Annotated in this window: 16 protein-coding genes; 7 read left to right on the top strand and 9 right to left on the bottom strand. The window is 40.9% G+C overall.

Translation table 11 applies throughout. The features are described 5' to 3' along the window. Positions 1 to 191 precede the first annotated feature (191 nt). The 9 genes from GNE10_RS16775 to GNE10_RS16735 all read right to left on the bottom strand — a co-directional run bounded on the left by GNE10_RS16775 (position 192) and on the right by GNE10_RS16735 (position 11,528). The gene (locus GNE10_RS16775; RefSeq protein ID WP_185566157.1) at positions 192 to 1,367 is read right to left on the bottom strand and encodes a DUF1822 family protein; all 1,176 of its coding nucleotides are present in this window, start codon (positions 1,365 to 1,367) and stop codon (positions 192 to 194) included. Next, the gene (locus GNE10_RS16770) at positions 1,357 to 2,559 is read right to left on the bottom strand and encodes a sigma-70 family RNA polymerase sigma factor (protein ID WP_185566156.1); all 1,203 of its coding nucleotides are present in this window, start codon (positions 2,557 to 2,559) and stop codon (positions 1,357 to 1,359) included. Before GNE10_RS16770 ends, GNE10_RS16775 begins: the two co-directional genes overlap by 11 nt. 124 nt (positions 2,560 to 2,683) lie before the next feature. Next, positions 2,684 to 4,624, bottom strand: a complete 1,941-nt coding sequence (locus GNE10_RS16765) for an FAD-dependent oxidoreductase (RefSeq protein WP_185566159.1) — start codon at positions 4,622 to 4,624, stop codon at positions 2,684 to 2,686. A 464-nt stretch (positions 4,625 to 5,088) separates the two neighbouring features. Further along, a complete protein-coding gene (locus tag GNE10_RS16760) occupies positions 5,089 to 5,592 on the bottom strand; it encodes a DUF4278 domain-containing protein (RefSeq protein WP_143861834.1) in 504 nt (167 codons plus the stop codon). A gap of 323 nt (positions 5,593 to 5,915) precedes the next feature. Further along, positions 5,916 to 6,413 (bottom strand): DUF6174 domain-containing protein, encoded by a 498-nt coding sequence (locus GNE10_RS16755; RefSeq protein WP_185566155.1) that lies wholly within the window; start codon positions 6,411 to 6,413, stop codon positions 5,916 to 5,918. Positions 6,414 to 6,708: 295 nt separating this feature from the next. Further along, positions 6,709 to 7,968: a lactate racemase domain-containing protein gene (locus tag GNE10_RS16750; protein WP_185566154.1), complete on the bottom strand. Its 1,260-nt coding sequence runs from the start codon at positions 7,966 to 7,968 to the stop codon at positions 6,709 to 6,711. 2 nt (positions 7,969 to 7,970) lie between these two features. Then, positions 7,971 to 8,807, bottom strand: coding sequence for an SDR family oxidoreductase (locus tag GNE10_RS16745; protein ID WP_185566153.1), 837 nt, complete (start codon positions 8,805 to 8,807; stop codon positions 7,971 to 7,973). Between the two features lie 128 nt (positions 8,808 to 8,935). Beyond that, positions 8,936 to 10,357: a glucuronate isomerase gene (uxaC, locus tag GNE10_RS16740; RefSeq protein WP_185566152.1), complete on the bottom strand. Its 1,422-nt coding sequence runs from the start codon at positions 10,355 to 10,357 to the stop codon at positions 8,936 to 8,938. A 7-nt stretch (positions 10,358 to 10,364) separates the two neighbouring features. Then, on the bottom strand, positions 10,365 to 11,528 hold the full coding sequence (locus GNE10_RS16735; RefSeq protein ID WP_185566151.1) for a LacI family DNA-binding transcriptional regulator: 1,164 nt from the start codon (positions 11,526 to 11,528) through the stop codon (positions 10,365 to 10,367). 326 nt (positions 11,529 to 11,854) lie between these two features. On the opposite strand from GNE10_RS16735, the gene GNE10_RS16730 reads away from it, so the two are divergent. From GNE10_RS16730 to GNE10_RS16700, 7 genes are all read left to right on the top strand, one after another. Continuing rightward, on the top strand, positions 11,855 to 12,340 hold the full coding sequence (locus tag GNE10_RS16730) for a gluconokinase (protein ID WP_185566158.1): 486 nt from the start codon (positions 11,855 to 11,857) through the stop codon (positions 12,338 to 12,340). 109 nt (positions 12,341 to 12,449) lie between these two features. Then, positions 12,450 to 12,797 carry a DUF1815 family protein gene (locus GNE10_RS16725; protein ID WP_185566150.1) on the top strand — a complete coding sequence of 116 codons (348 nt, stop codon included), beginning with the start codon at positions 12,450 to 12,452 and terminating at the stop codon, positions 12,795 to 12,797. 144 nt (positions 12,798 to 12,941) lie between these two features. Beyond that, positions 12,942 to 13,826 (top strand): inositol oxygenase family protein, encoded by an 885-nt coding sequence (locus tag GNE10_RS16720; protein ID WP_185566149.1) that lies wholly within the window; start codon positions 12,942 to 12,944, stop codon positions 13,824 to 13,826. Between the two features lie 742 nt (positions 13,827 to 14,568). Beyond that, a complete protein-coding gene (locus tag GNE10_RS16715) occupies positions 14,569 to 15,558 on the top strand; it encodes an ABC transporter substrate-binding protein (protein ID WP_185566148.1) in 990 nt (329 codons plus the stop codon). Positions 15,559 to 15,759: 201 nt separating this feature from the next. After that, entirely contained in the window at positions 15,760 to 16,797 is a 1,038-nt protein-coding gene (locus tag GNE10_RS16710) for an ABC transporter substrate-binding protein (RefSeq protein ID WP_185566147.1), read from the top strand. A 142-nt stretch (positions 16,798 to 16,939) separates the two neighbouring features. Next, positions 16,940 to 18,493 (top strand): sugar ABC transporter ATP-binding protein, encoded by a 1,554-nt coding sequence (locus GNE10_RS16705; RefSeq protein WP_185566146.1) that lies wholly within the window; start codon positions 16,940 to 16,942, stop codon positions 18,491 to 18,493. Next, positions 18,490 to 19,488, top strand: coding sequence for an ABC transporter permease subunit (locus GNE10_RS16700; protein ID WP_185566145.1), 999 nt, complete (start codon positions 18,490 to 18,492; stop codon positions 19,486 to 19,488). The genes GNE10_RS16705 and GNE10_RS16700 overlap by 4 nt, the downstream gene beginning before the upstream one ends. The last annotated feature ends 591 nt before the right edge of the window (positions 19,489 to 20,079 follow it).

The raw sequence follows: 20,079 nt of genomic DNA, 5'->3' as shown, positions 1-20,079 counted from the left end.
CCCTCCCGAAGAGCGGGGAGGGGATTAAGGGGTGGGGTTTTTCGGGTTTAATAAGTAATCAAGCGGACATGATATAAACAGCAACAAGCCTCTCACTTACCGCGAAGGACATGATATGACTGTGAAGTGTGAACTGTGAACCGTCAACAGTTAACAATCTTCTATAAAATATTTCTGACTTGTCCCTAGTGTTAAAATCTGAGTATTTCTCGGTCATAGTTTTCAGGAACAGGTTCTATTTCCCAGACTATGCCTTCTGTTGGTTCCAAGGCTACCTCTATATAAAGTTGTTCTACGGCAGTTATGGCAATATCTTCGTTATTCGGGAAGGGCTGTAAATCTTCAGTGAGGAGTCGGAGTTTAAAACCGGCAGGGATGGCTGCACCTACAGTGAGGTTACGTAACTCAAAGCGCCAAATAGTTGTTTCTGGTTCCCCTTGGGGTGTAATCAGCAGTTCGTAGATTTGACCTGCAATCGTCAGCTGACGAGATATAATCCTCTGCGGTGGTGTTTGTTCGACGCCCCGCGCACCAGCTTCACTCACTTGTAAATCAAAACTTCCCCAACCAATAGTTTGGGCGACTTGGGAAACACCGTTTTGCAACCATTGAATAACTGACCACTGTTCTGTTATTCCCAAGCGGCGTTGATATAAACTTTTGCGCCAACCGCCATGTGCAATTAACCCCGCCCACAGTTGAAACGGAATAACGAGTCTGGGTGTAAGTATTTCTGGATTTCCTAGACGAGTAATTAGGTTTTGTGCTTGTGCTTGCGGGATGGTGGTAACTTCTTCAATGGCGCTACGTGTTGCTTCTTCTGGGCAAAGTTGCCGCGCCACCGCTAAAATATTGATGTCATTGATGATATTATCGCCGTCAAGAGAGTAAGTGCGATCGCTAGCATCATAATTTCCCCTAGCTTTGAGTTGTGCATGGGTGCAGTAACCCCAAACCCTGACATAGCCTGCATCTGGTTCTACTTGCACAGCCAAATAATAATCACCCATCCAACTGGGAATATCCACCCATTCTTGTGGCACTCGGAATTCACTCAAATCAATTGTTTCACTCGGAACCAAGATTAGTCTAGTTCCGTCTAACGTCACTGCTGTTCCATTAACTAGTTCCCAAAAGCTGGATAAAACGGTGGTAGTTGGCCAGACCTTTGCTTGCGGTGTAAAATCTTCTTTTAACCATTCCAAGACAGCACCCAGGCAAAGTTCATTAATGTAACCTTGATAGCGAGAAGTCGGGTTAGAAAAAAATTGACTGCCGACATCTACCTGATTTTGGGTAGCGATAGGAATTTCTAAAATCAAGTCTGTTGAATTAGCAAAAGTAAAGGCGGTGGTGTCAGCAGTCATGATGGTTACTCCAAATATTGGGCATTGGGCATGAGTAATAATTCCTCAACCATTCCTCCATCACTGTATTGATGCTTTTGAGTAGGTCTGATGTGACAGTAATATGCAAATTATCTCGACTCCAGTTAGCTAAAGACCGCAATAAAGCTTCTTGGGCTTTTTTCAGTCGCCGGGAAATTGTATATTGCTGCATTTGTAATTGTTTGGCGATTTGGTTTTGAGTGAGTTCTTCGCCATAGTAGAGTTTGACAATTTGTTGTAATTCCGGTTCCAGTTGAGCGATCGCCAGGACTAAAATTTTGTTAATCTCAGTTTGCTGGGAAATTCTAGTTTGTTCTGCTTCCTGGGCAAGAATTTCATTAATCAGAGATTCTTGTTGACTTCCTGGAAGATTATCTAACCATTCCCAACCATCATCGCCACCTTTGGGGACATTCAAAGACTCCGGTTGAGGATAGCGATATCTGCGTACAGCTTTAGCAGAATTCAGCAGCCATTTTTCTAAAGTTTGGGCATTGACTTGGTGAGTGGTTTGTGTATTATAAGTTTTAGCGATCGCTTGCCAAATTACATCATCTGGTGGAGGAAGTTGCCGAGAAGTACCTGTTTTTGTAGGAATATACAGAATTTTAAAACATTCCCAAGCGAGAATATAAGCATTAATATCCTCTGGAGATAAACCAGCGTTTTGCAAAGATTCCACCAAAAACTTTTTAGTGATTTTTCGCAACAGTCCCCAGTCGCTACAGATATCGATTTCGCTATTTTGCCGCAAAGTTTCCCGGATAGCACCGCTAAAAATGGCGCTGGCGTAGTTTTTTAAAGAAAAACCTTGATTGGGATTATAACCTTTGAGGATTTTATCAACTTGGGCAATGGCAATTTGAAAACAGTCTGATACTTGATACTGAGTGCTGGCAAAATTAGTCACAGTTTTTTGAGATACCCAATAACAAGGTTCTTGGAAGTAAGCCGTGAGATGTTGTTTTGCCAGTACTTGAGTTTCGGGAACTTGCCAAAACTTATACCAATAAAGCGTCCAAAAATATTCTGAAGTTTCTTGTGGCGCTTGTTTGATACAACTTTGGATACTGCGACGCAAACTTGATTCTATCGCCCAACGACTAAAGCGATCGCCAGCAAATTGCATAAAAGTCGAGAAGATTTCAATGACGGTTTGTCGAGGTTGCATAAAAAGTGGGGCATTGGGGATGGGGCATGGGGAGAGATGAGGAAGACAAGAAAGACAAGGGAGATAAGAATAACTCCCCAGTCATCAGTCAACAGTCAACAGTCAACAATCATCATTCCTAATTTTAAATTTGTAACATCCCTTCCGGATTTACTGATAAAAGCGATCGCCTCTGCAAGCCTTCACGGTGTAAAATGCCGTTGGCTGCTAATAAGCCACTACTAACGGCACGTTCCATTAATCCACAAGGAAAGGGCATTTTTACCCAATCACCTGCAAATAATAAGTTAGCAACATTAGTGGTAGTTTCTGGACGTTGTGCATAACTATTTGGTGGATATCCAGAAAAGTTATTTTGATTCACTAATTCTCGATGTAATATCTGCGCTTGTTGTAATTCTGGGACAATTTCATAGAGTTCCTCTTCAAATTTGGTTAACAAGGCTTCTTGAGTGGGAAATTCTTTTGCTTTATAGCAATAAGCGTGTAATTCTACTACACTACCACCGGTGCGTTGTGCCCAGTCGATGAATTGTTCTTGAATGCGATGATAAAGGGTGATGCTATCAGTTAATTGGTAGCCTGATAAAGATGTAAAATTACTTTGCTGCCATGCAAAATCGCGGTCAAACCAGAAACGACAAACTGCAAAAGGATCGGCGATACTTAAATTTGCAATTTGCCATCGCACTTTTTCATCTATATTCCCATTCACTCGTTTCAAAAGTTGCTGTACTCCCGGTACATCGGTTGCTAAAACATAATAATCTGCTGCAATTATTTCTGGTGATGATGATTCTTGATTTGCTGCAATCAATTGTACTTCTGTATCTTGTCGTTCCACTACTTGAAACTTAGCTAAATCTTGTTGGGCAGGCCCTTTTACCACTTTTCCATCACTACTAAAAACTGCACCATGACAAGGGCAATGAAACTGACCATCTGCTGCCATTTGTACGGTACAACCTTGATGAGTGCAGGTAAGGGAAATGGCTGTTTTTCCTCCAGCAGGTAAAGCAAATACTTCATCAGCCGCACCAAAGTATTCTACCTGGTTATCATCAACAACTGAATTTCGTTTCACCCAAAAAGGCACGCTATTTTGATTGCCACCAACATAATATTTTACTGCTGCAATTTTACCTTCTGTAGCCGAAATTTCACTGACAGTTGTACCTGTGATAATATTACCACCTTGATTTTTAATTGCCTCGGCAATGGGTTGCACTAAACTTGTACCCATATCATCTTTAGTGCCATTAAAAGCTAGTCCTTCAGGGTTGCCAAAAAAATAAAAATGGAAGAATTGCATTAATTCTCCGACACTCATGGTGTCTGGTGCGTTCAAACTAGATTTGGCAAACGGTAGAAAATATAAGTCATATAATCCTTGGGGAAATTCTGTTCTTACCCAATCAGCAACGGATATATTATCGAATCGCTGAAAGTTCTTTTCTCTTTGAAAACCAGTAATGGCCTGGAAGACTTGCAGGTGTTTTAATTTTGTAAGATTAATTCCCCATTTGAAGCGGTTGGGAGAAGCGATGGCTAAATCTAGAATATTCCAAGGAAAGGCAGAATGACTAGGATAAAATATCTCTGGTTTGTATTGGCGATCGCGGTAAACCACTGAGTAAAAATTTAACGATTGAAAGTTATCGCTAATCTCTAGTTCTTTAACTAAACTATTCAAATTATAGTACTGGGGAAAAAAGCCATGAAAGCCGTGTTCCATCCTAAAAGTTTCACCAACAGCCTCTACAGACCAACTAGCAATTTTACCACCAAGTTGGGGAGACTTTTCTAAAAGTGTAACCACAAATCCCCGTTGACTTAATTCATAAGCACAAGCTAAACCCGCTAAACCACCCCCAATGACTACAACACTTTTTTGCTGACTTAATAACCGTGGCAATTTCAAAGTGTCTCTTGCAAATACCGTTGGTTTTGGCTTAGTAAATCGAGAGTACCCTGTGACTCCAACAATTGCACCAACACCAAAGAGTTTCAACAGTGTCCGACGCGAAATATTAGACGATTCTGACGAATTGAATAGTGGATTCATTGGCGACACAATTAACAGTTCATAATGAATTACTGACATGAAATCATGACTGGGAATTAGCAGATTTTGTGTCAGAATTTCAAACTTAAAATTCACAGTAGGAAATTACCAGAGAGGAATTTGACTGTGAACCGTTAACAGTTAACAGTTTTCCAAGTCTCTAACTTTCTACTTTGAATTCTAAATTCCCTTATGTAGCCTACATTTTTGTTCGTCAGAAGAGAAACCGACAAAATTTGGTTTAATAAATTATAAAATTAGTTGACAATGTAATATAATATTTAATAATTAAATCTTGTGCATATTGAAATCTAAAGTTTAGAATTATTCTTTTGTGTCATTGCAACAAAGCAAGCAATCCCAAAACTTTGCTCAAAAACTACGGTTCTTAAGTTAGATAAGGTTTAAGTGCCAAAAAAAATTAAGTTTGGGTATAATAAGCGCTTTGTGATAATAGCCACAAATTACGAATCAATTGCTTTTTGTGCAGTTTTTTTTACACAATAAGTACTTCCTCGAAAGCTCAATTTATGAGTGACTGGCGGTGTAGTGATTTCAGTGGATTCTGAGTTAGGATTAACGCAAACACAATAAGTACTTCCGCGAAAACTCAATTTATACGTTACTTTTGGTGTATTTATTTTCTCTAATTTGCCGTTGGAGTCAGCACGATAGGAAACTCCACGGTAGATTAAATGACAATCTGTTTCAGATTCGCAAACTGGCTGTTGTGGTGGTTCTATTTGTTCGCTGATTACCTTGGTTGTGTAGTATTCATAGCCTGTACTAATAATTACAGGAATCAATAGTAAAACTAACATCTGCCAAGGAGCAAAAATTAAACCCAAAATGAAGCTGAGTGCTGCAAATACAGCTATCAAATGTGAAATTTCACTATTAATTTTTTTTAACAAAAAATAGCCAGTGATTAAACAAGCACACGGTATAATCAAAAAATAGGAAGCCATTTTTCTTAATTTAATAAACCAAAACTGAAGCGTTTGTAACGCAGATTAAGGTTGTTGGAAAATTGTTATCTATTTTACATCAAAGAAATTTTTGTGGTTACCGTGCTTTATTCGTAAAAGTATTACTTTTAGATATCTGTATTATATGTAAATTTTTCGAGTCAATGTAATATATGCAATAAAAAAAGGCGATCGCACCCTGTTCGCCTTTTTCACTAAGTATCAATATTTATTTATTTTATACTGGTAGTAAGTTATTGACAGTTAACTATCAACTGTCAACAACCGCCACGAATGATTATGCTTTTTTAGCGCACATTAGCTTATTTAATTTCTTCAAAATTCTCAATTGTCAGATATATTTCTTCATCAGCTATTTGACTATTGTAATCAATATTAATTTGGGTTGGATAGCCGAGTCTGGGATTGTAGGCTACATCCAGACTGTAGGCTTTACGATTAATGGCATCCTGAATTACGTTAAAAAGTTTAGGAATTGTGTTGTAATTTTGAAAGTATTCTGGATTTTGAACTGGTTGACCTGTAGCTACAGAAGTGATTGATTTTATCTTGCCATTACGTACTTCAATGATGACTGGGCCTCTAGCTTCTGGTATACAAAAGCAACCGTTACTAAATGTATAACGGTAGTTAGAAATATTTTGGTTATTCCACAAACGGCGATTAAAGTTTAACCGCCTTTGATTCAAATTATTATTAGCTACTAATTGTGCTATCTCTATGGAAGGTTGAGACATTACTGGTAGGTTGAGGCCTGCGAGTAGCAACAAGCCGACACTGATAACGATAGAAAAGCGCATATCAATCTATGTAAATAAAGAAAAATTGTCTTCTACATTCATAATTTTAATTGTTTAAATAGACTTTATGTTTTGATTAAAACCATGATTTTTTTGTTGGGACTGCCTTGTGCTATAAATTTTGATGCTTTCTAGATTTAGTGTTGCCAAATAACTACTGGTTCATCGCATTAGTTCTGAAAGGTTCGTAGTAAGCACTTTAGTGCTTAAAAATCAAGGACTCAAGTCCTTACTACGAACATTTTTTACCTACAAAATAAATGCGATAGACCATAAATTTCTTTGTGCAAATTGACTACTTGAGACGATAAAGTATCTCGCCCGCCTTGGGTACGAGTAAAATACCTTCATGCTCTCGATGAGACCATTGTGTTAATTCAATTGTAGCCGGATCGCGATAGCTCAAATTATGAGCAGCACAACGTTCTGGAGAAATACCAGTAGCTAGAGTTACGCGAATTCGAGGTTTTTCACCTTCTAGAAAATCAAAAGTACCCATACCTTTTAAGTGCGTACTATGTGCTAGCACTCCCGCAGGATATTCTTGAAATTTATCCCATTGTTTCAAAAAATAATCGCGCACATGATAACCGATTTCTGCTAAAACTCTGCCATGTGTGTAGCTAAATTCAGTAATATGAGGTGCATAAATAATCACTTCTCCTCCATCCGCTACTACTGGCTCTAATTTGTACATGCCTTTAGCAGCTGTCCAAATATCATCGTACATTTCAGGCATCACAGAAAGCACTTGTTTAAAAGGCTTATCTACATATTTAATATGCAATTTAGCTGATAATTTAGCAGCAGCTTCCCAGGCTAAATCTGGTTTATCTATATAAAGTCCAGCTAATTGATTTGTTTTCGGCGCAACCACCATTGCCAAGCAAAGTTTCCGCGTCGGAATCATGCTAGCGGCTCGATTTATTAACCGCCGAACTGGGGTGATTCCCGGCGTACCGATAATTTCATAACAAGTAATTAAAGCTCCTAACCAGTGTGATAAATTTATGACTTCCTGACCGCTAATACCAGGGAAAAAATATTTATTTCCCCCAGAAAAGCCAACAACTTCGTGGGGAAATACCGGGCCGCAAATAATTATCAAATCATATTCTACCACCAACTTATTAACACGCACATCAACTTCTTGATGCAGCATTCCATTACTAATTTCTGCTATTTCCGCCGCCGAAATGACTCCACAAGAAATAAAAGTTTCTGGTAGATGCCAAAGGTGATTAAAGATATTAATTTTTTTAAAAGTAGTTTTTCTTTCCTCGGCTGTCACCCCGACTAAACGATTGATTTGTTCCTCACTCATGGGGTTATGCGTACCCAGAGCAATTAAAAAATCTAATGCTGCAACCCTGTGACTCAACTCTTGATAAAGTAGTCGAAACATTTGCGGAATGGGAGCAGTGCGCGTACCATCAGGAATTAAAACTAAGATGCGCTGTCCATCAAACTGAGGATTTGCTAAAGCTTGATGAACTAATAAGGAAACTTCCTCCTTAGCAAGTGTGCCATTATTAGTTACGGCTAATGAATGCATTTTTAAACTCCACTGTAGATGCTAAAGCCACCGTCCACCGGCACAACTACGCCGTTGACGAAACTAGAACCAGAACTGCATAACCAAATCAAAGTACTGAGTAATTCCTGGGGTTCGCCAAAACGTCCGGCTGGCGTATGGTGGATAATTTTTTGCCCGCGATCGCTTAAACTACCATCAGTATTCAGCAATAAATTGCGATTTTGTTCGCCAATAAAAAAACCAGGTGCAATGGCATTGACTCGCAACCCAGATCCATATTTTTGAGCCAGTTCCACAGCTAACCAACGAGTAAAGTTATCTATGGCCGCCTTCGCCGCCGAATAACCAACCACCCGACTAATAACACGGATAGCAGACATGGAAGAAATATTCACAATACAGCCTTGGGGTCGATTTTTCTCCACCATCCCTTGTCCAAAAACTTGACTTGGTAATAAAGTCCCCATCAAGTTGAGACTCACAACTTCCTCAAATGCGATGTGTGGCATTTCAAAAAAACTAGCATCAGCTGTAATTGTGGCGGCGGCAATATTACCACCAGCCGCATTTACTAGGATGTCTATTTGTCCCCAATGTTTTAGGATAGCTTGTTTGGCTATTTCTAATTGGGAGCGATCGCCAACATCCGCCAGCACCACCATACTTTCCCCACCGTTGGCAGTAATATCTGCTACAACCGCATCCGCCCGCATTTGATTGCGGCCGATAACCACCACTCGCCCTCCCGCCAGCGCCAAACCCCGCGCCATCGCCCCACCAAGCACCCCAGAGCCACCAGTAACTACTGCTACTTGGTCTTTGAGGCTAAAAAGTTTCTCCAAAATCAAATCTGGCATTGATAATTCCTCGAACGTCATGAAACTCTGCGTCTGTTTGCGTTTACTTTGCGTCCCTTTGCGTTCAAAAAATTACTTCTTGCAACGCCAAGGAACGCCAAGGTTGGCGCAAAGGAACATAGAGGTTTTTAGTTTAATTTGTAAGCAACCTTCGCCAGGTCATAAGCTAAAGCATGAGCCATTCCATAGCCTTCCTCTTCCTCAATTAATCCCCGTATTACCAACCCTGCCAACCAATTACAAGCTACACGCCGCCACACTGTGTGACGAGCAGGAATGGAAACAAAAGCCCGCGTATCATCGTTAAAACCTGCGGTGTTATAAAGTCCGGCGGTTTCCATCACTTGATTGAAGTATCGCTCCATACCATTTATGCTGTCGTGGAACCACCAAGGCGGCCCCAACAAAACTGCGGGATAATGACCGGCTAAGGGAGCTAGTTCGCGGCTATAAGTGCTTTCATCCAATCCAAACAAAATTAAGTGAAAGTCTTTGTGATTACCGTAGGCTGTCAACAAGGGATGCAAATTTTCTGTCCACTCTATTTTTAAAGGAATGTCAGCACCTTTATCAGACCCAAATTGCTCAAACACAGCTTGATTATGGTTACGCATAATACCGCAATGCATCTGCATCACCAAACCATCTTCTACACTCATCCGGGCCATTTCCACGAACATGTGGCCGGTAAAACCCTCTGCATCGCCTGGATTTAATTTGTTAGCCAATGCTCTGGCAAAAATGGCTTCTGCTTCTTCGTCAGTAAGTCGGTTGGTATAAGGTGTAGCTGCACTATGGTCGGTAGCTGTGGCTCCCATTTTTTTGAAAAAACCTCGACGTTCTTCTAGGGCTTCCACGAACGCAGCATAAGTAGTAATTTCTCGCCCCACAGTGCTTTCCAGCTTGGTTAAATTTTCCCGCCAACCAAGAGTATTGAGGTTGACTACTGCATCTGGGCGGAATGTGGGTTTTATTTGAGTAAAACCTTCTTGGTGTAGGGATTGATGGTAGTCAAGGGGATCGCTGGCTGCATCAGTGGTGCAAAGGACTTCGATGTTAAATTTTTTGAATAAAGCACGAGGTGAGAATTCCGGTAACAATAACAGCTTTTCGAGATAATCGTAGATATATCCAGCATTGCGAGAATTTAAAGGTTCATCCACTCCAAAGACGTTATTAAGTTCGTCTTTCAGCCACAACCCAGAGGGAGTACCTTGGAATAAGTAAAAATTGTCGGCGAAAAGTTGCCAGATTTTACGGTGGTCGGTTTCTACTGGCGAACCATCACGGCTAGGTATGCCCAAAGCCGATAAAGGTATGCCCCGACTATAAAGCATACGGAAAATGTAATGGTCGGGAATAATCAATAATTCAGTGGGGGAACCAAAACAAGCTGCGGGATTAGCCAACAAAGCCGGGTCTACATGTCCGTGGGGACACACTAGGGGCAGACTAGATATACTGTAAAAAAATTGACGTGCTAGCTGTTTTTGTTCTGGTTCTGGAGCAAAACAGCGATCGCTAGATAAACTCCATTTTTTAGTTAACATATTATTTCTAAGTAATTGAAAATGGGCATTGGACATTGGGCATTGGGCATTGGGTCGGGGGTACGGGACATTGCCCATCTGGCATTATGAGTACTGAGTTAGCAGTTAGGAATTCTCTGCTGTGCCCCTCTGCACCAGCGCTTTGTTGCTCAAATGCAGTAGTACTATTGCGCTTGACTACAAAAGGTGACAGAACCAGATTTTCTACACTTTTCTCTTCTAATAAATCGAGTAACATTTGCATCGCTGAGCGACCAATTTCCAATTTTGGTTGGCACACCGTTGTCAATGATGGTGTTACGTAACGGCAAAGAGCAATGTCATCAAATCCAACTAAACTTAAATTTTGCGGTATCAAAATATTTAGTTCTTGGCAGGCTAAGAGAGCGCCAACCGCTACCATATCGTTGTAACAAAAGATGCCTGTAACACCTGTTGTCAATAGTTTAGGTAGCATCTTTTTGCCTGTATCAACATCGTTGATTCTGGTATTTTCTTCATCACTAATTGCCACCCAATCACTGTTTTCTGGTAACCCGGCTTCCCTCAAAGCCCTACGATATCCTTCTAAACGCAAGTAATTGGACTGACTGCGATCGCCCACACCCAAATAACCAATAGCCCTATGTCCCAATTCAATCAAATGCTCTACCGCTAATCGACCACCTAAAAAATCATCCACTGTTACTGTATGAAATGTTTCAGGTTGGTCTTCCGTTTGACTATTAATTAATACTGTTGGAACCGCAATTTCTCCGATTTTATTTGTATTTTTTTTATTGATTCGGGAATCAGTGACTAATATGCCATCAACTCTCCGACGATGAAAGTTATCAATAGCTGCTATTTCCTGCTCGAAATCTCGATGTGAAGCAGTTAAGAAAACACTCAAACCAGCTGTTCTCGCTACCTGCTCTATTCCCTCTACTACCTCAGCATAAAAAGGATCGGCAATGGAAGTCACCACAACCCCGACAGTATTAGTACGTTGAGTTTGCAAGCTTTGAGCAATGGCATTCGGCACATAGTTCATTTCCCGCGCTATCTTCTGAATTTCCTCTCGCACCTTCGGGCTAATGAGAGAGTTATCTCGCAAAGCACGGGAAACTGTAGAATGAGAAACACCTGCCCTACGAGCTATATCTTCTATTGAAACTTTTCGTTTCTTCATGATTTTACCATAATTAATGCAAACGTGTGCATTATAATTCTAATTATTAGCAAAGTTGAGTTATCTGTCAATGTATTCACTTTCCTAACTCAGCATAAAATTGAAATTAATGTCAAAATGTAACAAAAAATCAAGTTATGACAGATTCACAGGGAAACTGTTGACTGTTGATTGTTGACTGTTGATTGTTAATACTTTGCTTTGTTTGCAAAACTATGAACCAATACAGTTGACATAAGCTGTTCTCCGTTCCAGCAAACCTATTCCTTACCTCCACGAGTAGTTTATAAAAAATCAAATACGATTGCTATATGAACGACAAATCAATGATTATCATCATCATGGGTGTTTCTGGAGCTGGTAAAACCACCATCGGAAAACTGCTAGCAAATTCTTTAGACTGGGAATTTAGCGACGCTGATGCTTTTCATTCGCCAGAAAACGTTGAGAAAATGCGGTGTGGTATTCCTCTGACAGAAGCTGATAGAATACCTTGGTTACATGATTTGCAAATAGCTATCAAAAATTGGCTGCTAGAAAATAAAAGTATGGTGCTGGCGTGTTCGGCTCTTAAAGAAAGCTATCGTCAATTTCTGGTTGTAGATAGCGAACGCATCAAGTTAGTTTACCTCAAAGGGTCTTATGAATTAATTCAAAAACGCTTGCAAGAGCGTCATAATCACTACATGAGCGAAAAACTGCTCGATACCCAGTTTAATACCCTAGAAGAACCATTAGACACCTTATATATAGATGTTATCGAAACACCCCAGATAATTGTACAAAACATCAGAACATCTCTAGGAATTTAGCGTTATAGGCTTCCCCATTCCCTATTGCCTATTGCCTATTGCCTATTGCCTATTCCCTATTCCCCTTGATAAAGCACAAATCAGGAATCCGATATTGGTAGGAGACACAATGTTTCTCAGATTAGCGCAACAATATCAGCAAGTCGTTCAAGACTTGGTAATTAATCTACAAGCTTTGTCCATTGCACTTGAGCGGCGTGGTTATACTACGTCTTGTTATACGTGCGGCGACCAAATCAAAAGTGCTTCATTTATGGTGAGTTTGGCAGAAAAGCACATAATTCGGTTTTTAGTGTCTGATTACGGTATTACTTGGATGGAAATTTGGGACGACCGCGAATTAATGAAGTTAGAGGGTGCAGAAGCAATCAATCAGCTTGAAGAACTAGCTAACATCGTCAAGTATCCCCAGCAAGAAATCAACATTGTTAACTATCCACAGCGAAAGATGTACTGAGTAAAGTAAAGAATGTTTGCTGAAGGGGAAGGTAGTCTTGTGCAAATAGATAGAAAACTTAATAGTTATTTTTGCACACGTGTGCAAAAATAAAAATAAGCAAATTGAAATTTATGCACAGGTGTGCAAAACCATTATAAAAATATGTCTCAAGCTCTACATCATCGCCAAAATAATCTCTTACATTCCCTAGAAGAATGGGAAAAAGACTTACTCAATCGCTATCCCGATCCCAACACCATAGTTAAAGAAGGTAAAACTGTTGAAGCTTACAGAAATTATGAAACAACTATTAGAGATACAGTTAAAGAGTTTTACCGCTTAAACCACATCAATCAAACATATGATTTTGTACTCCAGAAAAAAGCGGAGTTTTTAAAGTTTGACAAACAAGAAATGAGTGTTTGGGATGCAGTGGAATTTTTGAATCAATTAGTGGACGATTCAGATCCCGATACAGACTTAGACCAATTACAACATTTATTGCAAACATCAGAAGCCATTCGTGCTGATAATCATCCTGATTGGATGGTGCTGACTGGTTTCTTTCACGATATGGGGAAAGTACTTTGTTTATTTGGCGAACCCCAATGGGCTACTGTTGGTGATACCTATCCTGTGGGTTGTGCGTTTTCAGATAAAATTGTTTTTTCGGAATTTTTTAAAGATAATCCCGATTACAATAACCCAAAATATAATACTAAATATGGTGTATACGAACCAAATTGTGGATTAAGTAATGTACATCTTTCGTGGGGACACGATGAATATTTTTATAGTATGATGAAACCTTACTTACCCGAACCTGCACTATACATCCTTCGCTATCATTCATTTTATCCTCAACATCGTGAGAACGCTTACCAGCATTTGATGGATAAACATGATGAAGAAATGTTTAAATGGGTGAAGTTATTCAATCCCTATGATTTATATTCAAAAAACCCCAATCCCCCAGATTGGCAAAAGCTCAAGCCATACTACGAAGACTTAGTAGCTAAATATTTACCGCCAACCTTAAAATTTTAAATTTTCGGTTCCTGATTGAGTCTCTCAAGATTGCAAACATTTGTCTCCAAATCTCAACCAAAGAAAATATTTTCCCAAACACAATAGCACAATTTGTGTCTGTGAAGACTAAAAAACAAATATATATTTAGTTTACAGTCACTTGCTTGGTTCTATGGGATTATCTAGTCAACTGAAACAAGCGCAAAGCTAATTATTGCGTCTATTCTTTGACATCAAAATTTTTGTGCGTCCTCTCAAGGTTGCTTAATTATTGAGTGTCGCACTCATTTCGCCATCATAAAGGATGGAAAATAACTCATCTGACACGATATTACATTCAAATGGAAAACACTTCTTAATTTTGTAAATTTCAATAAAGTAAATAATTGTTTGGGAAAATTACACGATAAAATGAAAAACCAAATAAGATTAGAAGTTTGAAATTTGCTCCCCTAAAGTTCTTGGAATTTTAGCAAACCAATTTTTTCAGACTAACCATTTTCAAATATAATTTTCCCAAAAAACAAATTTGTGAATTCTTACAACATTTAGTATTTTGTTGCCATCAGCAAAGACTTAATTTAGTGTAACTACCAGTAGCAACTCCAAGAACATCAAATTACAACAGATGTTCGACTTTAACTTGCCAAATTTAAAAGTGAAGCTAAACACTAAAGTTGTAAATATTCTATCATATTGCGGATTGATATTTTGCTAATTTTCCTCAAATTCAAAAGCATTGTTTGGATGATAGGTGAATATGAAGAAAGTTTTTTTATTAGCTAGCATATTAGGTTTTGTTGGGACTGCGGTTGTGGGTTGTAATGACACTCCAAATGCTAACACCGCTAATAATAGTACTAATACTGCGATTAACACTAGCTTAGAAAATCAAGGATTGCAGACAATTGGGATTACTTTGGGGGATTTAGGTAATCCCTTTTATGTAGCACTGCAAAAGGGAGCTGAAGAACAAGCAAAAAAAATTGGTGATGGGATTAGAGTCAATACAGTTTCCAGTGCCTTCGATCTCAACCAACAAACTAACCAAATTGAAAATTTCACGGCGGCGAACACTGACTTAATTATCTTGAGTGCCGTTGACAAAAAAGGAGTTAAACCAGCCATCGACCAAGCGAGGAAGGCGGGCAGAATCGTGATTGCAGTGGATTCAGCCGTTGACGCAGACGTAGATGCAATGATTAGCTCTAACAACACCCAGGCTGGAGAGATTGCTTGCAAGTATATTGGCGATCGCCTCAACGGCAAAGGTAACGTAGTAATTCTCAACGGTACGCCGATGGACTCAATCAATCAGCGAGTTAGTGGCTGTAAGAGTTCATTAGCCAAATATCCAGACATCAAAATCATCTCAGACCAGAACGCAGAAGGTACAAGGGATGGCGGACTGAGAGTCATGAGTGACATACTAACAACCTTTCCTAAAATCGATGCTGTTTTTGCCACCAACGACCAAAGCGGTGTTGGCGCAGACTTAGCAGCCAAACAAGCAAGACGGAAAGAATTTTTTATTGTTGGCGTTGACGGTTCCCCAGATGCAGCCAAAGCAATGGAAGACAAAGACGGTGTATTTGTGGCAACAGCCGCCCAAGATCCCGCAGGAATGGCGCAAAAAGCCGTTGAAGTCGGCAACGATGTCATCCAAGGCAAAAAACCCAGTAATTCCGAAATTCTCGTTCCAGTTAAATTGGTTACCCGTGAAAACCTTGGTAGTTACAAAGGGTGGTAATGGGGGCAGGGGAAAAGGTTAAAGGGGAAAGGGAAAAGGTTAAAGGGGAAAGGGGAAAGGGTAAAGGGGAAAGGGTAAAGGGAAAAGGGGAAAGGGGAAAGGGTAAAGGAATAAATTTAATCTTGGCCCTTTTCCCCTTACCCCTTACCCCATACCCTGTTTGGCTAATGCCCCATTCAGATTTTTTTTCAGAGGAGATATATGAATTTAAAAAACATTGGCATCGCAGCTAGTTTAATCAGTTTGGTTAGTGGTGGCGTAATTGGTTGCTCAAATAATTCTGAAAACGGCAATACTGCGAGTAATCCTGATGGCAACGCTGCTGGGAATACTGCTACTAATACTAGCGCACAGAGTAAGCCAGGTAGTGCCGATGGGAAATTGCGATCAGTAGCTTTTACTGCTGGCGATTTGAGTAATCCCTTCTTCGTTCTTATGGGACAGGAAATTGAAGCCACAGCTAAAAAAATCGGTGGCAATGATGTTAGAACAACTGTAGTTTCCAGTGCTTATGACCTCAACCAGCAAGCCAACCAAATTGAAAATTTCACCGCCTCGAATACTGACATTATTATTCTGAATGCTGCTGATAAAAGTGGCATTAAGCCGGCAGTGGAAAAAGCCAAAGAAGCAGGTAGAATCGTGATTGCCGTAGATACAGGTGCAGAAGGTGGTGTAGATGCCACAGTTACGACTAATAACGTGCAAGCTGGAGAAGTAGCTTGTAAATATATTGCCGATCGCCTCAAAGGCAAAGGTAATGTAGTAATCGTCAATGGGCCGCAAGTGGACTCAGTGATTCAGCGAGTTAATGGCTGCCAGAACGTATTGGCTAAATATCCTGATATAAAAATTCTCTCGAAAGACCAGAATGCAGAAGGTAGCAGAGACGGTGGACTCAGAGTGATGACAGACTTGCTCACAACCTTTCCCAAAATAGATGCTGTTTTTGCCATCAACGACCCCAGTGGAGTGGGAGCAGAACTAGCAGCCAACCAAGCACAACGAAAAGACTTCTTCATTGTTGGTGTCGATGGTGCGCCAGAAGCCATAAAAGCGATCGCTGACAAAGAAGGGATATATGCAGCAACAGCAACTCAAAATCCACGAGGCATGGCAGCAAAAGCAGTGGAAGTTGGCAACGACATTTTAAAGGGTAAAAAACCCCAGTCGCCAACAATTTTGATTCCAGTCAAGCTGATTACTAAAGATAACGTCAGCACAGAAAAAGGCTGGTAAATGGGAATGCGGGCAGGGGGAAAGGTTAAAGGGGAAAGGTTATAGGGGAAAGGGAAAAGGAATAAATTTAATCTTTCCCTTTTTTCGCTTACCCGTTTCCCTATACCCTGTTTGTCCAATATTATTTTTACAGGAGCTACTCGTGACCACAAGTATTGAAACCTCGTTTCCTGAAGCACCAACCGCGGCCCCTGTATTAGAGATGCAAGGGATTGCCAAACGATTTCATGGTGTACCTGCTCTGCAAAATGTGAATCTCACAATTTATCCTGGAGAAGTTCACGCTCTCATGGGGGAAAACGGAGCTGGTAAAAGTACATTGATGAAAATTCTTGCTGGGGCTTATATTGCCGATGAAGGTGAGATTCGCATCAATGGTACGCCAGTGAAAATTACCGATCCGGCTTCGGCACGTAAAGCGGGAATTAACCTGATTTATCAAGAACTCAATGTTGCACCCAACTTAACGGTTACCGAAAATATTTTCATGGGTAGCGAGTTGCAACGGGGTCAGTTCTTAGACCGCAAAGCGATGGACGATGAAGCAAAATTAGTACTCCAAAGCCTGGGGGCAAGTTTTACAGGCAATACTATAGTTGGTACTTTGTCTATCGCCGAACAGCAGCAGGTAGAAATCGCCAGGGCACTGAAAGACAAAAGTCGGGTTTTGGTGATGGATGAGCCGACAGCAGCTTTATCTGACCGCGAGACTGAGTGTTTGTTTGAAGTTATTCGCAAACTCCGAGACGATGGCATTGCCATTATCTACATCAGCCACCGCATGGAAGAGATATATGCATTGGCTGACCGAATTAGTGTACTGCGGGACGGTCAATATATCGGTAGTCTCACACGGGAGGAAATTTCTGCCCAGCGATTAGTACAAATGATGGTCGGGCGTTCCATGCAAGATTTCTACGAACATCAACGCCAAACCAATCCCGGCCCGGTGGTGTTGGAAGTGAGAAATATCAGCGACGGACGCAAGATTGAACCGGCTAGTTTTCAAATTCGCGCTGGTGAGATCCTGGGTTTGGCAGGGCTGGTGGGTGCTGGACGCACAGAAGTATCCCGACTGATTTTCGGTGCAGACCGCAAGGCTAGTGGTGAAATTTTCCTCAATGGCGTGAAACTGAATATCAATAGCCCCAGTGATGCCATTGCTGTTGGTATTGGTTACGTCCCAGAAGACCGCAAAGACCAAGGTTTATTTCTGGAAATGAGTTCCCGCAAGAATATTGCCCTGAACACCCTCAAACAGGATGCCAAGGCCGGGGTTGTCAACTGGGGTTCAGTCAATCGATTGGCGACGGAAGCGGTGGAAAACTTCAATATCCGGCTGGCTAACTTGGAAATTAGAGCTGTGGATCTTTCTGGTGGCAATCAGCAAAAGCTACTATTAGCGCGTTGGCTAGCAATTAAACCGAGAGTCTTAATGCTGGATGAGCCGACACGGGGGGTAGATATCGGCGCTAAGAGCGAGATTTATCGAATTATCAGCGAATTAGCATCTCAAGGGGTCGCTATTTTAATGGTTTCCAGCGAATTACCAGAAGTGGTTGGTATGAGCGATCGCGTTTTAGTCATGCGCGAAGGACAGTTAGTGGGGGAACTCGACGACAGTCCCGGCAAAGAAATTACCCAAGAAAAGATTATGCACTATGCAACAGGAGCATCGGGAGTAGTAGAATCATGAGCCAAACAATCAGACCTACCAATAGGAAAGTCGGCAACAATCCCAAGGCGCGCCAAGGGAAATCCATCACCACCTTTCTGGAAGTTGCAGGTATCTTACCAATACTCGTACTTATTTGTATCTTATTTACCTTCCTTTCACCCAACTTCCTCACAGGCGGTAACCTCGTCAATATTTTACGGCAGGCATCCATTAACATTGTCCTCGCCACAGGTATGACCTTTGTGATTCTCACCGGAGGCATTGATTTGTCTGTGGGGTCAATGTTGGCTGTTTCTGCCGTAGTCGCTTTGTTGGTGTCCCTACTTCCGGTTATAGGTTGGGCGGCTTTGCCTGCTGGCTTGTTGGCGGGATTGCTTTTGGGCTTACTCAACGGTGCTTTGATTACCTTTTTGGATGTACCGCCTTTTATTGTCACCTTGGGTTCGTTGACTGCTTTGCGGGGTGTTGCCTACTTGATTGCCAAGGGAACAACAGTTATCAACCGCGATATCAATTTTGCGTGGATTGGTAATAGCTATATCGGCCCCCTTCCTTGGTTGGTAATCATTGCCTTACTGACGGTGGCTGCTAGTTGGTTTGTACTGCGACAGACTGTTTTAGGAGTGCAAATCTATGCCGTGGGTGGTAACGAACGGGCAGCAAGATTAACTGGCATTAAAGTTAATCGGGTGTTGCTATTTGTTTATGGCGTCAGTGGATTGCTGTCAGGTTTGGCAGGAGTAATGAGTGCCAGCCGTCTTTATAGTGCTAGCGGCTTATTGGGTCAAGGATATGAATTAGATGCGATCGCTGCTGTAATTTTAGGTGGAACTAGTTTTACAGGCGGGATTGGTACAATTGGCGGTACTCTTCTCGGTGCATTAATCATTGCTGTCCTCAACAATGGTTTAACTCTGCTGAACATGTCTTTCTTCTGGCAACTAGTGGTCAAAGGATTAGTAATTATCGTTGCCGTCATGATTGACCGACTCCGCAGACGTTCCAGACGCTAGAAAGATAAAAATTAAGTAAGAATTCAAGAGTCATATCAGGTTCGGCTGAAGACTTATTATTAGCACTGACGCCAAGAGTTTTGAATAGTAAGCAATTATCCGAACTTGATATCAGAATAAGTGTTTGTAATGTAACCCCCCTTTTAACCAAGCTACGCATAGCGTCTCGTAGAGAGGACTATACTATAGTCCTCTAATAAGGACTGTACGCGGAGCGTTCCCGTAGGGTAGTCCTTACTACGAACTCAAAGGTCTAAATCTTGCCTACGGAACGCTATAGCAAACTTCTAAAATCAATCTGTTCCCTATTCTTCATTAAAAGTTCCCTTTTAAAAAATTCACCTGATAACATCTACCTTTTAGCCTGCATTTTTACATTCAGCACAGCAATAATCAGGCAACAACAAAATATAAAAATTAGCCATAGCTCAGAATACTCTCTTCACACCTCATAACGGAAAAAACTTCATCCACCCAATCTTCAATAAATAATACCAAGTTCAGATAATCACCTATAACTCCAAACTCCCCGTCATATCATGTCCGCCTAATTACCCATAATAAAAACCTCCCCGCGTCCCCCCGTCCCCG

The sequence above is a fragment of the Nostoc sp. 2RC genome (assembly GCF_014222165.1).
In the GTDB taxonomy this organism is placed as follows: domain Bacteria; phylum Cyanobacteriota; class Cyanobacteriia; order Cyanobacteriales; family Nostocaceae; genus Nostoc; species Nostoc linckia.
Note: the sequence above shows the minus strand (reverse complement) of the source record. Positions and strands in the feature narration are given on the sequence as shown.

Bases quoted from the DNA above. Each gene is read 5' to 3' on its own strand.
- GNE10_RS16775 (WP_185566157.1), bottom strand. From the start codon at position 1,367: ATGACTGCTGACACCACCGCCTTTACTTTTGCTAATTCAACAGACTTG.
- GNE10_RS16770 (WP_185566156.1), bottom strand. From the start codon at position 2,559: ATGCAACCTCGACAAACCGTCATTGAAATCTTCTCGACTTTTATGCAA.
- GNE10_RS16765 (WP_185566159.1), bottom strand. From the start codon at position 4,624: ATGAATCCACTATTCAATTCGTCAGAATCGTCTAATATTTCGCGTCGG.
- GNE10_RS16760 (WP_143861834.1), bottom strand. From the start codon at position 5,592: ATGGCTTCCTATTTTTTGATTATACCGTGTGCTTGTTTAATCACTGGC.
- GNE10_RS16755 (WP_185566155.1), bottom strand. From the start codon at position 6,413: ATGCGCTTTTCTATCGTTATCAGTGTCGGCTTGTTGCTACTCGCAGGC.
- GNE10_RS16750 (WP_185566154.1), bottom strand. From the start codon at position 7,968: ATGCATTCATTAGCCGTAACTAATAATGGCACACTTGCTAAGGAGGAA.
- GNE10_RS16745 (WP_185566153.1), bottom strand. From the start codon at position 8,807: ATGCCAGATTTGATTTTGGAGAAACTTTTTAGCCTCAAAGACCAAGTA.
- uxaC (WP_185566152.1), bottom strand. From the start codon at position 10,357: ATGTTAACTAAAAAATGGAGTTTATCTAGCGATCGCTGTTTTGCTCCA.
- GNE10_RS16735 (WP_185566151.1), bottom strand. From the start codon at position 11,528: ATGAAGAAACGAAAAGTTTCAATAGAAGATATAGCTCGTAGGGCAGGT.
- GNE10_RS16730 (WP_185566158.1), top strand. From the start codon at position 11,855: ATGATTATCATCATCATGGGTGTTTCTGGAGCTGGTAAAACCACCATC.
- GNE10_RS16725 (WP_185566150.1), top strand. From the start codon at position 12,450: ATGTTTCTCAGATTAGCGCAACAATATCAGCAAGTCGTTCAAGACTTG.
- GNE10_RS16720 (WP_185566149.1), top strand. From the start codon at position 12,942: ATGTCTCAAGCTCTACATCATCGCCAAAATAATCTCTTACATTCCCTA.
- GNE10_RS16715 (WP_185566148.1), top strand. From the start codon at position 14,569: ATGAAGAAAGTTTTTTTATTAGCTAGCATATTAGGTTTTGTTGGGACT.
- GNE10_RS16710 (WP_185566147.1), top strand. From the start codon at position 15,760: ATGAATTTAAAAAACATTGGCATCGCAGCTAGTTTAATCAGTTTGGTT.
- GNE10_RS16700 (WP_185566145.1), top strand. From the start codon at position 18,490: ATGAGCCAAACAATCAGACCTACCAATAGGAAAGTCGGCAACAATCCC.